Origin of the sequence: Paenibacillus sp. NPDC056579, from assembly GCF_042793215.1 — a bacterium.
Classification (GTDB): domain Bacteria; phylum Bacillota; class Bacilli; order Paenibacillales; family NBRC-103111; genus Paenibacillus_S.
The window spans coordinates 124,381-138,741 of the sequence record NZ_JBHTVD010000015.1 but is presented as its reverse complement, the minus strand read 5'-3'; the positions used below and the strand labels follow the sequence as shown (position 1 = coordinate 138,741).

At 54.1% G+C, this 14,361-nt stretch carries 13 protein-coding genes; 12 read left to right on the top strand and 1 reads right to left on the bottom strand.

The features are described 5' to 3' along the window. Positions 1–26 precede the first annotated feature (26 nt). From ACFQ88_RS35605 to ACFQ88_RS35580, 6 genes are all read left to right on the top strand, one after another. A complete protein-coding gene (locus ACFQ88_RS35605; RefSeq protein WP_379462226.1) occupies positions 27–1,652 on the top strand; it encodes a type 2 periplasmic-binding domain-containing protein in 1,626 nt (541 codons plus the stop codon). Then, positions 1,652–2,737, top strand: coding sequence for a ComEC/Rec2 family competence protein (locus ACFQ88_RS35600; protein WP_379462144.1), 1,086 nt, complete (start codon positions 1,652–1,654; stop codon positions 2,735–2,737). The genes ACFQ88_RS35605 and ACFQ88_RS35600 overlap by 1 nt, the downstream gene beginning before the upstream one ends. 17 nt (positions 2,738–2,754) lie before the next feature. Beyond that, a complete protein-coding gene (locus tag ACFQ88_RS35595; protein ID WP_379462142.1) occupies positions 2,755–3,780 on the top strand; it encodes a Gfo/Idh/MocA family protein in 1,026 nt (341 codons plus the stop codon). Beyond that, on the top strand, positions 3,773–4,783 hold the full coding sequence (locus ACFQ88_RS35590; protein ID WP_379462140.1) for a Gfo/Idh/MocA family protein: 1,011 nt from the start codon (positions 3,773–3,775) through the stop codon (positions 4,781–4,783). Before ACFQ88_RS35595 ends, ACFQ88_RS35590 begins: the two co-directional genes overlap by 8 nt. Before the next feature lie 250 nt (positions 4,784–5,033). Beyond that, a complete protein-coding gene (locus ACFQ88_RS35585; protein ID WP_379462138.1) occupies positions 5,034–6,125 on the top strand; it encodes a hypothetical protein in 1,092 nt (363 codons plus the stop codon). Between the two features lie 25 nt (positions 6,126–6,150). Continuing rightward, complete coding sequence (locus tag ACFQ88_RS35580) at positions 6,151–6,714, top strand: HupE/UreJ family protein (protein ID WP_239628498.1); 564 nt, start codon at positions 6,151–6,153, stop codon at positions 6,712–6,714. Between the two features lie 108 nt (positions 6,715–6,822). Here ACFQ88_RS35580 and ACFQ88_RS35575 read toward each other — a convergent pair whose 3' ends face one another. Beyond that, a complete protein-coding gene (locus ACFQ88_RS35575; RefSeq protein ID WP_239628497.1) occupies positions 6,823–8,136 on the bottom strand; it encodes an ABC transporter substrate-binding protein in 1,314 nt (437 codons plus the stop codon). A gap of 347 nt (positions 8,137–8,483) precedes the next feature. Between ACFQ88_RS35575 and ACFQ88_RS35570 the strand changes: the two genes are divergently transcribed. The 6 genes from ACFQ88_RS35570 to ACFQ88_RS35545 are packed head-to-tail and all read left to right on the top strand — an operon-like array spanning position 8,484 to position 14,357. Then, positions 8,484–8,741, top strand: coding sequence for an HPr family phosphocarrier protein (locus ACFQ88_RS35570; protein ID WP_239628495.1), 258 nt, complete (start codon positions 8,484–8,486; stop codon positions 8,739–8,741). 36 nt (positions 8,742–8,777) lie between these two features. After that, positions 8,778–10,517, top strand: a complete 1,740-nt coding sequence (ptsP, locus tag ACFQ88_RS35565; protein ID WP_239628493.1) for a phosphoenolpyruvate--protein phosphotransferase — start codon at positions 8,778–8,780, stop codon at positions 10,515–10,517. A 35-nt stretch (positions 10,518–10,552) separates the two neighbouring features. Next, on the top strand, positions 10,553–12,496 hold the full coding sequence (locus ACFQ88_RS35560) for a BglG family transcription antiterminator (protein WP_379462134.1): 1,944 nt from the start codon (positions 10,553–10,555) through the stop codon (positions 12,494–12,496). Continuing rightward, positions 12,490–13,623 carry an amidohydrolase/deacetylase family metallohydrolase gene (locus ACFQ88_RS35555; RefSeq protein ID WP_379462132.1) on the top strand — a complete coding sequence of 378 codons (1,134 nt, stop codon included), beginning with the start codon at positions 12,490–12,492 and terminating at the stop codon, positions 13,621–13,623. The genes ACFQ88_RS35560 and ACFQ88_RS35555 overlap by 7 nt, the downstream gene beginning before the upstream one ends. Beyond that, positions 13,614–13,985, top strand: a complete 372-nt coding sequence (locus tag ACFQ88_RS35550) for a PRD domain-containing protein (RefSeq protein ID WP_239628486.1) — start codon at positions 13,614–13,616, stop codon at positions 13,983–13,985. The genes ACFQ88_RS35555 and ACFQ88_RS35550 overlap by 10 nt, the downstream gene beginning before the upstream one ends. 6 nt (positions 13,986–13,991) lie before the next feature. Then, positions 13,992–14,357: a glycine-rich SFCGS family protein gene (locus ACFQ88_RS35545; RefSeq protein ID WP_239628483.1), complete on the top strand. Its 366-nt coding sequence runs from the start codon at positions 13,992–13,994 to the stop codon at positions 14,355–14,357. Positions 14,358–14,361 lie beyond the last annotated feature (4 nt).

Below are 14,361 nucleotides of genomic sequence, written 5' to 3'. Positions count from 1 at the left end.
ATGGATTCGAGGAGGAACTACAAATGATGAAACGTAACAAATGGATCGCATCGATGCTTACCGTGACGATGGCCGGCAGCATGCTGGCCGCTTGCAGCTCCGGTGACGGAAAAGAGCAGGCCAAGCCGGGCGCCGCGGATGCAGGCAAGGGCGTCAATCCTACGGGGATGCCGATTGTCAATACGCCGCTGAATCTGAAATTTTTCACAGGGAAATCGCCTACGAACGGCAACAAGTTCGAGGACACGCTGGTATGGAAGGAATATGCCAAAATGTCCAACATGAACGTGATCTTCGAGCTGATCCCGTTTGAAAACTTGACGGAGAAGAAGAATCTGGTGCTGGCCGGCGGCGATTACCCGGATGCGTTTTATTCCGCTCGACTGTCCGCGGCGGAGCTGTCCAAGTACGGCAGCCAGGGCGTCTTCGTCAAGCTGAACGATATGATCGACAAGTATGCGCCTAACTTCAAGAAGCTGATGGACAAATACCCGGATATCCGCAAAGGCTTGACGATGCCGGACGGCAACATTTATTCGCTGCCTTCCTTCTATGATCCGAGCTTCCTGCCGATGCTGATCGGTACGCCGCTGTGGGTGAACAAGGAATGGCTCGACAAGCTGGGAATGGAAGAGCCTAAGACGACAGAGGAATTTTACCAATATTTGAAGAAAGTAAAAGATACGGATTTGAACGGGAACGGCCAAAAGGACGAAATTCCGTACAGCAGCGCAGGCATCGGCAACCTGATCAATCAGGTTAAGGGCGCATGGGGTCTTGGTAACCGCGGTCTGGGACATGCGTATGTCGATATGGATCCGGCTTCGAACAAGCTGAGATTTACGAAGACCGACCCGAAATATAAGGAAATGCTGCAGTATGTGAACAAGCTGTATGCGGAAGGACTTTTGGATAAGGAAATTTTCACGATCAAGGACAGCGCGCTCTATGCGAAAGGGCAAAAAGGCGTGCTCGGCTCCACCGTTATCCCGAATCCGGCAACATTGATGAATCAGAAAAACTACATCGGTCTGGGCGCTCTGAAGGGGCCGCAAGGCGACCAGCTTTACTCTCACGTCAAAGTGCCTATGGTACACGTCGGAGCTTTTGCGATTACGAACAAAAACCCGAATCCGGAAGCTACGCTTCGCTGGATGGACTACTTCTACAGCGAGGAAGGCGCGAAGTTCTACTTCATGGGGCAAAAGGACGTAACGTACAAAGAAGGCGCCGAAGGCAAGATGGAATACGTGGACGACATCACGAAAAATCCTCAAGGCTTGACCCAGGACCAAGCACTCGCCAAATACTTCACTTGGCTCGGCGGAAGCTATCCGGGTTATGTGACGGAGAAATGGTTCAAAGGCTCCGAGACGCTTCCTGAAGCGATTGCGACAGGCAAGAAGGCTCAGCCGAACGCCGTGAAGGAGATTTGGAACAACTTCAACTTCACCGATGCGGAGAATGAAATTATGTCTTCGGTAGGCAAGGACATCACGTCCTATGTAACGGAGATGGAGGCGAAGTTCGTTAACGGCTCGGCCTCGTTCGATGAGTGGGACAAATATGTGGCAACGGTGCAAAAAATGGGACTCGACCAGTACATGAAAACGTATCAGGCCGCATATGAAAGGTACAGCAAGTCCAAATGATGACGGAGAACAACAAGGAGATCAAGGACGGGAAGCCGAAAGGCAAATCCCGTCTGCGCCTCGGGCTGGAGCTTGCTCTGGCCTTGTTCGCGCTGTTCGGGATCGCGGCGTTGGCCTTCACCCAATGGAAGCCGGAGGAGCAGGCTACACCTGCTCCGGCTCCGGTTCCGTCGGCGGCTCCAGCCGAGAAGCTGCGGACCGGCGAGGTGTTCGATGCATCCCAATATAAAGGGATGCTTACGGTAAGGTACTTGTACCTGGATGGCGACGTGCTCATGGGAGACAGCATTCTTATTCAGTCCCCGGACGGGAAGACGATGCTGATTGACGCAGGAGTTAACGACGCCGGGCAGCAGGTGGTCGGTTATTTGAACAAGCTCGGCATCGACAGCATCGATATCGCGCTGAATACGCACCCGCATTCCGACCATATAGGCGGTTTCGCTACGGTAGTCAGAAGCAAGGACGTCAAGGCGTTCTATATGGAAAATTTCCCGTATACGAACTCGAGCTACTACCGCAGAACGATGGAAGCCGTCCAGGCCAAGCAAATTCCCGTCACCTTCCTGGAGGAAGGATCGAAGTTCCAGCTGGGCAGCGAGGTATCGATTGAAGTGCTGAGCCCTCCGAAGGGCGCGCTGCCGGACGCCATCAAATCGTATTCGGCTGCGGAAATCAATGATTTCTCCATGGTGTTTAAGCTGACGTACAAGGACACTTCGTATTTGTTCACGGCCGACATTTACAAGCACCGCGAGGTGGAGCTGGTTGGCTCCGCGACGGCGGAGCCGCTGCTGAAGAGCATGATGATGCACGCGCCTCATCACGGCAACGAATCGACGTCGTCCTCGGACATTTTCCTGACAACCGTCAGCCCGTCGATTGCGGTTCTGAGCCAGAACCTGTTCGTCAGTCCGAATTTGATGGAACGTTATAAGAAAAAGGGAATTACCGCTTATTCAACCGGAATGCACGGTAATGTGCTGATCACGTCCGACGGCAAGACCATGAACGTGATTACGGAACGTGAGGGCAAGCGCCCCATTAAGGCCGGGACAACCGGCGTTTCCATGGAAGAGAAGTGAAAGGAGATCACAAGCTTATGAAGGCAGCTGTAGTAGGTTGCGGTATTATGGGGAGAACGCACGCCAAAAATTGGGTCTCGGTACCGGGAGTCGAATTGGTCGGCGTGTGCGATATCGACAAGGATTTGGCGGACAAGGTGGCCGGATCGAACAAGACAAAAGCCTATACTTCGTTTGCGGAGCTGCTTGAGGCCGAAAAGCCCGACGTCGTAAGCGTCTGCGTGCCTACGTATTTGCACAAGGAGCTTGTGCTGCAAGCCGCCGAGGCAGGGGTACATATCGTCTGTGAGAAGCCGATTGCTTCTACGCTTACGGATGCGGCGGAAATGATCGCCGCCTGCAAGGTGCACGATGTGCGGCTGTTCATCGCGCATGTCGTGCGGTTTTTCCCGAGCTATCGGGACTTGTCGGCCAAGCTGAAGGCCGGCGTCATCGGCGAGCCGGGCGTAATCCATACGAAGCGGGTCGGAGGCCATCCGGGCCGGGCGAAGTCTTGGTATTGCGACCAAGAGAAGAGCGGGGGCGTAATTCTAGACCTGCTCATTCATGATATAGACTATTTGCGAAGCGCCGTAGGCGAAGTCGAATCCGTCTTTGCCTTGAAGCGGATGACGGAGGAAGCGGATTATGCGCTCGTAACGCTTCGATTCGCCAATGGAGCCATTGCGAATCTGGAAGGGTATTGGGGTTATCCGGGGCCGTTTACAACTGCGGTTGAAATGGCCGGTACGAAAGGAGTGCTTCGTTATCACTCCGACGATGCGGTCTCTTTGAAGGTGCTCTCGTCACGTAAAGCTTCGGATATCGGTCCGAGCGTTGCCGTGCCGAAAAGTCCGGCATACCACGATCCGTATTATTACGAATTGGAGCACTTTGCCCAATGCCTTGCCAACGGTACGGAGCCGATAGTAAGCACCGAGGACGCTTATCAGGCGATGAGCATCGCCTTCGCCGCCGTAGCTTCGGCACAAAGCGGCAAGCCGGTGCGCATGGACGATTTTGCACAAGAGCGCGCCTTGAAAGGAGACAATTCCGATGTCTGATTCCGTTACACTAAAAATCGGCATGATCAGCTTCGCCCATTCTCACGGGCGCAGTTATTTCAAAGAGCTGGCCGGGATGCCGGACGTAGAAATCGTCGCGATTGCGGACAACGACAAGTCCCGTGTCCAGTCGCTGCTGGATTCGTATGGTGTCGCCTATTATGAGGATCATCAGGAGCTGCTGCAGCAGAAGGAGATCGAAGCCGTCGTCATTTGCTCGGAAAATGTTCATCACGCCCGTCTCACTCTGGATGCCGCCCGTGCAGGGAAGCATGTGATATGCGAAAAGCCGCTTGGCGTTACGGTCCAGGAAATGCAGGAGATGATCCGGGTTTGCAAGGAGAACGGCGTGCAGCTGATGACGGCTTTCCCCTGCCGCTATTTGCCTGCGGTCGTGAGTGCCAAAGAAGCGGTTGAACGCGGCGACATCGGTGAGATCATCGCCATTAAAGGAACGAACCGCGGCTCCATGCCGGGCAGCTGGTTCGTGAATCCCGCCCTGTCCGGCGGAGGCGCGGTACTGGATCATACCGTCCACGTGATGGATTTGATGCGGTGGATTACCGGCAGCGAGCCGGCTCAAGTATATTGCGAGATGGGCACCTTGTTCCATGAGCTGCCTGTGGAAGATTCGGGCATGGTGCACGTGACGTTCGATAACGGCACCATCGCCGTATTGGACACGAGCTGGTCGCGCAGCAAGTCGTTCCCGTTCTGGGGCGACGTGACGATGGAGATCATCGGCACGAACGGCGTCATCAGCGTCGATGCGTTCGGTCAGAAGAACGAAGTGTACAGCAACGAAGCGGCCAAATCGCAATGGAGCCATTGGGGCGACCGGATGGACCATTACATGCTGCAGGATTTCGTCCGCGCGATCAAGGAGAACGCGCCGGCTCCGATCAGCGGGGAAGACGGCATGCACTCGGCGGCGGTAGCTCTGGCCGCATACGAGTCGGTGAAGCGCAAAGCTGCCGTCTCCATTAGCGAGCTGCTAGGATAAGATGAATCTGCTGCTCCTTATGCATAGATAAGCTCTTAACCGCGGGAGTGCAGCATGGACTGTACAGGCCGAAGCGTATCGGCATTCCCGCAAGCGATAGCGGCGTTTATCCAGGGCTTTAGCAGCCAGGGTAACACGCCGCTTTTTGTTGGCAGCTCCAAGCTAAGCGGTTCCAAACTCAGCCGTTCCAAATTCATCTGTTCCAAACTCAGCTGTTCTTAGGCACAAAGAAAGGAAGTCTTGCTCATCCATGACCCGCCATTTTATCTTCCGCTGCCTCATCTGCCTTATGGCTCTTTGCTTTCCGGCCGCTGCCGCACAAGCGCATAACTATAATAACGGGTACTCCTATGTGACGATTCAGGAGCAGGACCATTCGGTCGAGTACGAGCTGCTCCTGCCTTTTCCCATCTTGCTGCAGTACGATACGGACGGGAATGAGCTGATAAGCGATGAGGAGCTGAAGATGAACAAGGCTGCTATCGAAGCGTATTTGTACAAGCATCTGGAGCTGTTCAACAACGAAATCGCCATGGATGCGGAGCTGGTCAGCCTGGGGACGGCGATTCAAAAGCAAACGGAGGACACTGTCGTAAGGGCGGAGCTGAAGTATAGCTCCTCCATGCCGATAGGGAGCCTGACGATTTTGTATAAATTGATATTCGACGACATAGATTCGGGTCACCAAAACTATATTCAGTTGTTCCAGGGAGATCGCCAGCTCATTGGGCATTGGGTGGCGGAGAAAGGCACCGGCGCGATCCGATACATGCCGGACGGCGGTCAACCGTTCACAGCCTCGCTGCTCGGAGCGTATATGGCGGTGGGGGCGCAGCATACGGTGCGAAGCCTGTTCAGCTGGTTCGCTCTGCTCTCGCTCGCGCTTGCGGCAGGAACGTTCAAAGAAGGGTCGGCTTCCGTGGCGCAAGCCTCGCTGTACTGCCTGATCGGGCTTGTCGGGATGGACAAGCTGTCCTCCGGCATGGGCTCGCTATGGCTGAGCCTCTGCGGGCTCATAGCGCCGGGCCTTGTCGTATTGTGCATCGTACTGACTCGCTGGAGGGCCAAGACGAAGCTGGCCGCCGGCCTGATCGGATTGGCGTGGGGCATCGCATCCGCGCCGATGATCGGCTCGCTGCAGCTCGGCAGCCAGTTCAAGCTGGTCTCCCTGGTGCTGTACACGGTGGGTGGACTGGCGGCCTGGCTCGCCATGATGTATGTGCTTCATGTGGTGAAGCAGCTCGTCCCGTTGCAGGAAGCAGGCCATTGGAGCAGGCGAATCGGTCTGCTTCGCAAGCCGCTTTTTATCCTTGCATGCGTATCGGCATGGCTTCAAATTTGATACGGGAATGGGGAAATAGATCCGCATGGATATGATGACCGTGATTTTCATGTATATTAACCTGGGGCTGGAGCATATTTTGACCGGATATGATCATTTGTTGTTTCTATTGGCGCTGATCATCGTCTCCGAACGGTTCGCCGTCATTTTAAAAATCGTTACCGCCTTCACCATCGCTCACAGCATCACCTTATGCCTTGCGGCATTGGGCCTGATCCCGGTCTATCCGAAATGGATAGAAGCAGGAATTGCTTTGACGATTTGCTATGTTGCGGTCGAAAATTTCTTCGTCCGGTCGTTCCGCTGGCGCTGGGTGCTGACGTTTCTGTTCGGCTTGATCCACGGGCTGGGTTTCGCGAGCTCGATCAGCGAAATCGGCTTTCATACCGGCTATTTGGTCACCTCGCTTGTATCCTTCAATGTCGGTATTGAGCTAGGCCAGCTGGGAATCGTTGCGGTTCTGCTGCCTATACTGTCCCGTTTGCGCAAGCAAACAGGGGTGTACACGTGGTTTTTCCGCGCCACGTCCGCGTGCATATTGGTTATCGGCTTGTATTGGGTCGTGGAGCGAATATGGGGCGGCGTGTAGCGCGGATCACCTTGAAAAGGAACAACACCTAATTAGAATACGACAAAAAGCCTCCAGCGTCATCGACGTTGAAGGCTTTTTTCACTGTTTTCTTTCCTTGCTTGAGCGTTACTTCTTCAATTGCTGCTCGATATTTTTGTTGACGGCTTCTTCCGCCGTGCGTAATGCCGTGTTAATATCCACGCTGTTCTGTGTTACGGCTGTGACCGCGTCGCCCATCGGCTTGCCTACGGCGCTGCTGTCAAGAACATGGAATGGCGGCAGCGGAGCCATTTTATTTTTGAAAATCGCATCGATGTTTTTGTTTTTCAAGCTTTGGTAGTTTTCGCCGAGATGCTTCCGGATTTCCTTATCCGTCTGAACCGGGATTCTTCCGGTCTTGGCTACTTCTACTTGCACATCACGGGATGTGGTCAAATATTGAATGATTTCGAACGCTTCGTCCTTGTGCTGGCTTTGGGACGAGACCATAAGAATGTGAGCATCGACTTTGGCTCCAACGCCCGGCTTATCCGGGAAAGACGGAGTGGTTACAAGATCCCAATTCAGCGGCGTCCCCGCTTTGTGCGCCTCCTCCAGCTTGGAGACCGTATCGGTCCACCAGAAGGAATACATCGCCAGCGTCTGGTCCTTCGTAAATCCGTCCATCCCTTTCAGCTTGCCGATATCCGGTATCGAGTTAATATCCTTCAGAAGCTGCAGCACCTTGCCGTAGCCCTCGCTGTTGACCAGAGCTTTGTTCGTCTTCGGATCGATCTTCGGCAGTGACAGCTGGCTTCCCAGCGTATCCCAGCTTCCCGGATTCAAGCCCTGATAAGTCACGCCGCCGTCGTTGCGCGTTACTTTGCGGGCCAGCTCGACGATCTCCGTCCAGGTCATGCCGTCTTTGGGATAAGGCACGCCGAAACGGTCGAAAATATCTTTGTTATAGAACAAGGCTGTCGTTCCCATGTAAAAAGGCAGCGCTACGAGCTTGCCGTCGCGGAACCCTTTGAGGGCATCCAGCGCCACCGGTTCAAATTTGGATAAATCGACTCCGTTTTGCTTGATCCGGTCGTCGATCTCGAGAGGAATGCCTACATCCGTCAAGTTAGGGATATAGTAAAAGCCGGTCAGCAAAATATCGGGGATCGCTCCGGCGGCAATCCGGTCGGTGATTTCGTTGCCTTTGGCTTTCTCGCTTCGCTCCAAGGTAACATTCGGATACTTGGCCTTCACCGGTTTGGCGATCAAATTGTCAAAGTCCTCCGCCAGCATCGGCACTTCGGTAAATACGCTCAGAGTAATCGGATTGGTGCCGATTTTGCTTTGAGCTTGGGGCTTGCCTTCCGGAGGCGGCGCCGCCTCTTCCTTGCCGCAGCCGGCACCAATTCCGGCTACCAGCGTCAAGGTTAATAATGATGCACTCCATTGTTTTTTCATTCTCGTTAGACTCCTTTTCATTCAGGTACGGTTCTCTCTTTTTCTGAGTGACCCTCTTTTTTGTTAGCGTTTTCAGTAACTCTTATTTTAGTTGGTTTTTCCTGCAATTAAGATGGTTAAAGTTAACCTTTTTTTGTATTTAATTAACATGGGCTTATGGAAGACGGATACTTTGCCCTAAGAAATGGAATGATACAAGGTGATTTATGGGTAGGCGGATGTCCAATATGTGCCCCGTACCATAGTGCAAGATGTTGAATCTTTGCAGGGTCAGCTTGTTAAGTTATTGTTAATGTGTTGAATGATCCAGGTTGTAGTTAACAGATTTCTATATTCGGAGGCAGAACATGCAGAAGGAATTTACGATTGCGAATCCGTTAGGAATCCATTCCCGACCGGCCGGAGACGTCATGAAGAAAGCCAAGTCGTTTCCATGTGAAATAAGCATTATCAAAAACGATAAACGGGTTAACGCCAAAAGCATCGTAGGCGTATTGGCGCTCGAGATGCGCTGTGGAGATAAAGTAACGGTGGAGACGAAGGGCGAGCGGGAGCAGGAAGCACTGGATGAGCTCGGAGCGATGCTCGAATCGGTTCTGGAATAGATGTCGAAAGACGGGATAGAGGAGGTGGTTGGCGCCATGCGGTTACAAGGGATTGCTGCTGCATCCGGATTTGCGATGGGGCCGGCGTTTATGCTTCAGGAACGTTCCGGGACGGTTGAAAAATATAATGTTGCCGAGGATCGAGTGCAAGCTGAAGCATCTCGGCTTCAAGAGCATGTTCAGCTCGCCATCCGTCAGCTGGAAGCGCTCATCGTTCAGACGCGGAACAATGTAGGGGAAGAGCAGGCCAAAATTTTCGAATCGCAAATTTTGCTGCTCGAGGACGAGGAATTTACGGGCGCAGCCGTACAATCCGTTCTATCCGAGCGTATCAATGCGGAAGCGGCGCTGGAAGCGGCTTCACAAATGATCATCTCGATATTCGAGAGCATGGAGGACGAGCATTTGCGCGAGCGGGCGGCGGATATCCGCGATGTGACGAATCGTGTCATGCGGCTGCTGAGAGGCGAAGACGGCGATCCGTTATCCGCGATTTCGGAGCCGGTCGTGCTGTTCGCCCATGATTTGACGCCTTCCGATACCGCACAGCTCGACCGCAGCAAGACGGCGGGCTTCGTTACGGCCATCGGAGGCAAGACGTCCCACTCGGCGATCATGGCCCGATCGATGGGGATACCTGCCGTAGTCGGGATGGGCGGCGCGATGACTCAAGTCCAAGCGGGCGATTACATTATTTTAGACGGGGCACAAGGCATCGTCTATGTGAATCCCGAGCCGTCCGTCATCGAAGAATACAAAGCGAAGCAGGCGAAGTTCGAAAGCCGCCGTGCTGCGCTGATGCGCTACATGAATCAGCCGACGGTCACGGCCGACGGGCATTCGGTGGAGCTAGTCGCCAATATCGGCAATCCGAAGGATGCCCACTCAGCCAAAGAGCTAGGCGCCGAGGGAGTCGGCTTGTACCGGACGGAGTTTCTGTACATGGGAAGAAACAGCTTTCCGTCGGAGGAAGAACAGTTCCAGTCGTACAAAGTGGTGGCCGAAGTATTCGGCAAAGATCAGCCTGTCGTCATCAGGACTCTCGATGTCGGCGGCGACAAGGAGCTTCCTTATTTGGAGCTGCCGAAGGAAGCGAATCCGTTCCTCGGCGTCCGTGCGATCCGGCTTTGCCTGGAGGAAACGGAGCTGTTCAAGACGCAGCTTCGCGCCATAGTAAAAGCAAGTGCCTTTGGCAATATTAAGCTCATGTATCCGATGATTGCCACGCTTAACGAGCTGCGCCAAGCGAACGGGCTGCTGGCGGAGGTCAAGGCCGAGCTCGACCGGGAAGGCATTCCGTACAACCGGGAGATGGAAGTCGGCATCATGATCGAGGTTCCCGGAGCGGCCCTCATCGCCGATCAGCTGGCGAAGGAAGTCGACTTTTTCAGCATCGGGACCAACGACCTGGTGCAGTATGTGATGGCGGCGGACCGGATGAACGAACGGTTGTCCTATTTGGCCGAGCCGTTCCAGCCTGCCGTGCTGCGCTTGATTTATCAGGTCATTCAAGCTGCACACCGCGAAGGCAAGTGGGTCGGCATGTGCGGGGAAATGGCCGGCAACCTGACGGCCGTGCCGATATTGCTCGGCATGGGGCTCGACGAGTTCAGCATGAGCGCAAGCTCGGTGCTTCCGGCACGCGCGCTGCTTCATAAGCTGAATCGCGCCGACATGGAGCAGCTGGCAGAGCACGTGCTTCAGCTGGCCTCGGCGGAAGACATCAAAAGCTATGTCGAAGAGCAAGTGAAGGCTATTGCCGATTTGCGGGCTTAGACAGCACAATCACAATCGAATCGCAGGCAAACGAGGTGATTCCGATAGCACTCTCAACACGTTCACGCATGCTGCTTAAGAAAATGCTGCTCTCCCGGATGCCGCATAGAGTCAAGGAGCTGGCGCACCAATTCGATGTAAGCGAGAGAACGATCAAATATGATCTGGAGACGATTCGCGTTTGGCTGCAGGAGCAGAATGTCTTCATGCGTTCCAATCCGAGCAAAGGGATTTGGATCGAATGCGACGAAGCGGAGCGAAAGTCGCTGTTGGAGCAGGTGGAGGACTCCGGCAATCACAACTGGGCCAATCAGCAGGAGCGAGTCCGCCGCATGGTGCTCGATTTGCTGCTTAGCGATTCTCATATAACGATCGGTGAATGGGGAAAGAAGAACGATGTGAGCCGGAATACGATCCTCTCGGATTTGGCGCTGGCCGAGGCGTTCTTCGCCGATTGGCAGCTCCGCCTGGAGCGCAGCCGGTTCGGCATCCGCATCGTCGGCACGGAAAAGCAGCGCCGCTCGGTGCTTGAGAATGTCATACATGACATGCTGGACGGCAACGATATGCTGCAAATCGTCCAAGGCGTCGTGCAGCGGCAAAAGCCGGCCCTGCATTTCAGCAAGGTGCTGGAGCGGCTGCTGGGTCCGGTCAAGGACCTGGATTCGCTGTTCGGCGCGTTATCCCGAATCGTAAGAGACATCGAAAAGGATGTCGGAGTTCTGCTCTCCGACCGGGTCATTATCGGCGTCTTTGTCCGGCTGTGCATCGTGATCCAGAGACACCGTCAGCCCGGGGGACATGCAGAGGACTTCGCCGAATCCAGGGAGTTTTTTTCCGAGAACAGCTTGAACATGTACCATTTGTTCCGCAAGGTCTTGATCGAACTGTCGGAGCGGGAGGAATGGCGGCTCTCTGACGACGACATCTGGTTCATCAGTCTGCAGGCGATAGGAATGGCTTCGCCGTTCCCGAACGAGCAGGAGACGAACGGGGAGGGCATGCCTGACGTCTATACGGTTACGCAGGAGCTGATCGAGCATGTGGCTCGGCAAATGCAGTTTCCGTTTCAGAAGGATCCGGAGCTGTTCAACAATCTTCTTGCCCACATGTCGGATAAATTAATGAAATACAGTATCGGCGTGGCGGAGCCGAACCCGCTGCTGAAAGAAATTGTCCACTCCTACCGGACTATGTTCGATTATGTAAAGGCTGCATGCGGCGATGTATTAGGCCGCCAAGGCGTTCATCTGACAGACCCGGATATCGCTTTTATCGTGCTTCACTTTCAAACCGCCTACGAACGCAGGGCTGATCAGTATAAGTGGAAGGCGCTGATCGTTTGCGGTACGGGTCGAGGCACATCGAAGCTGCTAATGACGATCATTGAAAATGAAATTAAGCATATTCAGTTCGTAGCCTCCTGCTCGGTTATGGACGTGGAAAAGGTGCTGGACAACATCCAAGTGGATCTTGTCGTCAGCATTTTGCCTGTTAAAGCCGATGTGCCGGTGGTCGTTGTAAGCCCGATCCCGGGCAAGCACGATTTTCAGGCTATCCAGAAACAGCTGAATGAGTTAGCCGGCAAGAAGGTACGCTCCGCGTCAAGAGAACGTGCAGACATAGGCCGTTCAGGAATGCTCTCTCCGGATACCGGGCAGCTGGAAAGCATGGTTCAAGACATTATTTACACCGGCTTCGAGCTGAGCAGGGACATCGTTACCCGATTCAAACCGTATTTGTCGGAGGAACGGGCGGAAGGCCTGATGCTGCACCTGCTGTTTATGGTCAATCGCCTCCATTTTAATAAGGCCTATAAGCAGTATGGAGAAACGCCTGCATTGGAAGGGTCGGCATTAGCCTTGAAGGAGGAGCTGGAGCAAGTGCTGAAAAGTAAAAATGTAAGCGCTACAGAGGGTGAGATTCATGCGATCCTCAGATACTTCGAGCCTGCAGATAAGGGAGTGGAAACATGCTGATAGATGTATTGATTGAAAGCGGTACGGTCATCGATCCTTCGACCGGTACGTCAGGCAAGCGCGATGTCGCCATAGCCGGAGAGCGTATCGTAGGGGTGTTCGAGCCGGGTACGTTCACCGGTGAAGCCCGCCGGATGCTGGATGCAGAAGGCTGTCTGGTCACTCCGGGGCTGATCGATATTCACGCTCATATATTCGAAGCGGTGCCGGAGATGGGAGTGCGTCCCGATAGTGTCGGCATAGATCAGGGAGTCACGACCGTAGTCGATGCAGGAAGTGCGGGAGAGCGCAATTTCGACGCCTTCGTGGAGAACAGTGTGAAAACCAATGCGACGCAAGTGCTTGCATGGTTGAACATTGCGGGTCCCGGCCTCGTAGAAGGCAGATCGGAGCTCGCGAATACGGATAACCTCGTGGCGGATCGAACGTTGGCCTGTATCGAGCGCTACCCGGAGCTGATCGTAGGAATCAAGGCGCGGATGAGCGGCTCGGTCGTCAAGGACAACGGCATTTATCCGCTGGCTGTAGCCAAATCCGTCGCTCGGCGGGCCGGTCTCCCTGTCATGGTTCATATCGGCAATGCGCCGCCGAGCCTGGGCGAGGTGCTCGATTTGCTGGACGACGGCGATGTCGTCACCCATGCGTTTCACGGCAAACGCGGCGGCATGATAGGCGAGGACGGGCAGCTAATCCCGCAGGCGCGCAAGGCGCTGGCTCGCGGCGTCCGGTTCGACGTAGGGCACGGCAGCTCCAGCTTCAGCTTCGATACGATGAAGAAGGCACGCGAATTAAGGATAACGCCTTATTCGATCAGCACGGATTTGTATTTGGAAAACCTGCTGAGGGGGCCGGTGTACAGCCTGACCACGACGATGACGAAGTTTTTGGCGCTAGGGTATTCGATAGAGCAAATCGTCGAGTGGACTACTCTCGCGCCGGCACGCATTCTGCGCAGGTCTGACGAGCTCGGAACATTGAAGGAAGGAACCGTCGCCGACATCACGATTCTTAAGATCGCAGAGCAGAACGTAGAGCTGGTGGATTCGGAGAATGCCCGCCTTACGTTCGACAAGCTGATTCAAGCGCAATACACCATGAAATCCGGAGAGATCTACACATGCAAATAATTGAAACGATACTGAATGAAATTCCTGACAAAACAACGGTAACGACAGCCGAGCTCGAGCAGCTGCGCCCGCTGCTGACCTTCACGAAAGCAAGCGCGGAAGAAGCGGGATTGACCTTGACTCACGATAAGCTTCTCATTATCGGCATCCATCTGCTGGCTTATATGCGCCGAGTCCGCAATAACGAATATTTGCCGGAGCTGGAGGAAAGCATGTTTGAAGAAGTCACCCCGGAGCTGGTCGAATTAAGCAAGCGGGTGCTTAGCAGCTATGAAGCAGGAGCTGAGCGCAAGCTCGATGCGGCGGAAATTTTTTATTTGACGGTACATTTTGAAGCAGCCAAATTTAACGAAGAGGAGTAATTTTATATGGAAAATAAAGTAAAAGTTGTTATCGGCGATCGTTTGGGCAAAGGGCAAAATGTTGCGAAAGGCGTTGAGGCCGCTGGCGGTATCGCAATCGTCATTCCGGGCGTAGGCGCGGACATGAAGGTCGGCGATGTCATGAACAAGGAAAACGCGGACTTCGGCATCTCGTTCTGCGGCAGCGGAGGCGCGGGAGCGGTAACGGCCAATACGAAGTATAAGTATCCGATGGAGTTCGGGCTTCGTTCGGTGGATGCGGGAGTCACCGCCATCCGTGAAGGCAAGAAGGTGATCGGCTTCGGCTTTATGGATATCGAAGAATTGGGAAGAAAGCTGACGGAAGCGTACATCAAAAAAAATCAGGGGTGACGTC

Bases quoted from the DNA above. Each gene is read 5' to 3' on its own strand.
- ptsP (WP_239628493.1), top strand. From the start codon at position 8,778: ATGCGGTTACAAGGGATTGCTGCTGCATCCGGATTTGCGATGGGGCCG.
- ACFQ88_RS35605 (WP_379462226.1), top strand. From the start codon at position 27: ATGAAACGTAACAAATGGATCGCATCGATGCTTACCGTGACGATGGCC.
- ACFQ88_RS35545 (WP_239628483.1), top strand. From the start codon at position 13,992: ATGGAAAATAAAGTAAAAGTTGTTATCGGCGATCGTTTGGGCAAAGGG.
- ACFQ88_RS35590 (WP_379462140.1), top strand. From the start codon at position 3,773: ATGTCTGATTCCGTTACACTAAAAATCGGCATGATCAGCTTCGCCCAT.
- ACFQ88_RS35550 (WP_239628486.1), top strand. From the start codon at position 13,614: ATGCAAATAATTGAAACGATACTGAATGAAATTCCTGACAAAACAACG.
- ACFQ88_RS35570 (WP_239628495.1), top strand. From the start codon at position 8,484: ATGCAGAAGGAATTTACGATTGCGAATCCGTTAGGAATCCATTCCCGA.
- ACFQ88_RS35585 (WP_379462138.1), top strand. From the start codon at position 5,034: ATGACCCGCCATTTTATCTTCCGCTGCCTCATCTGCCTTATGGCTCTT.
- ACFQ88_RS35600 (WP_379462144.1), top strand. From the start codon at position 1,652: ATGACGGAGAACAACAAGGAGATCAAGGACGGGAAGCCGAAAGGCAAA.
- ACFQ88_RS35575 (WP_239628497.1), bottom strand. From the start codon at position 8,136: ATGAAAAAACAATGGAGTGCATCATTATTAACCTTGACGCTGGTAGCC.
- ACFQ88_RS35580 (WP_239628498.1), top strand. From the start codon at position 6,151: ATGGATATGATGACCGTGATTTTCATGTATATTAACCTGGGGCTGGAG.
- ACFQ88_RS35595 (WP_379462142.1), top strand. From the start codon at position 2,755: ATGAAGGCAGCTGTAGTAGGTTGCGGTATTATGGGGAGAACGCACGCC.
- ACFQ88_RS35555 (WP_379462132.1), top strand. From the start codon at position 12,490: ATGCTGATAGATGTATTGATTGAAAGCGGTACGGTCATCGATCCTTCG.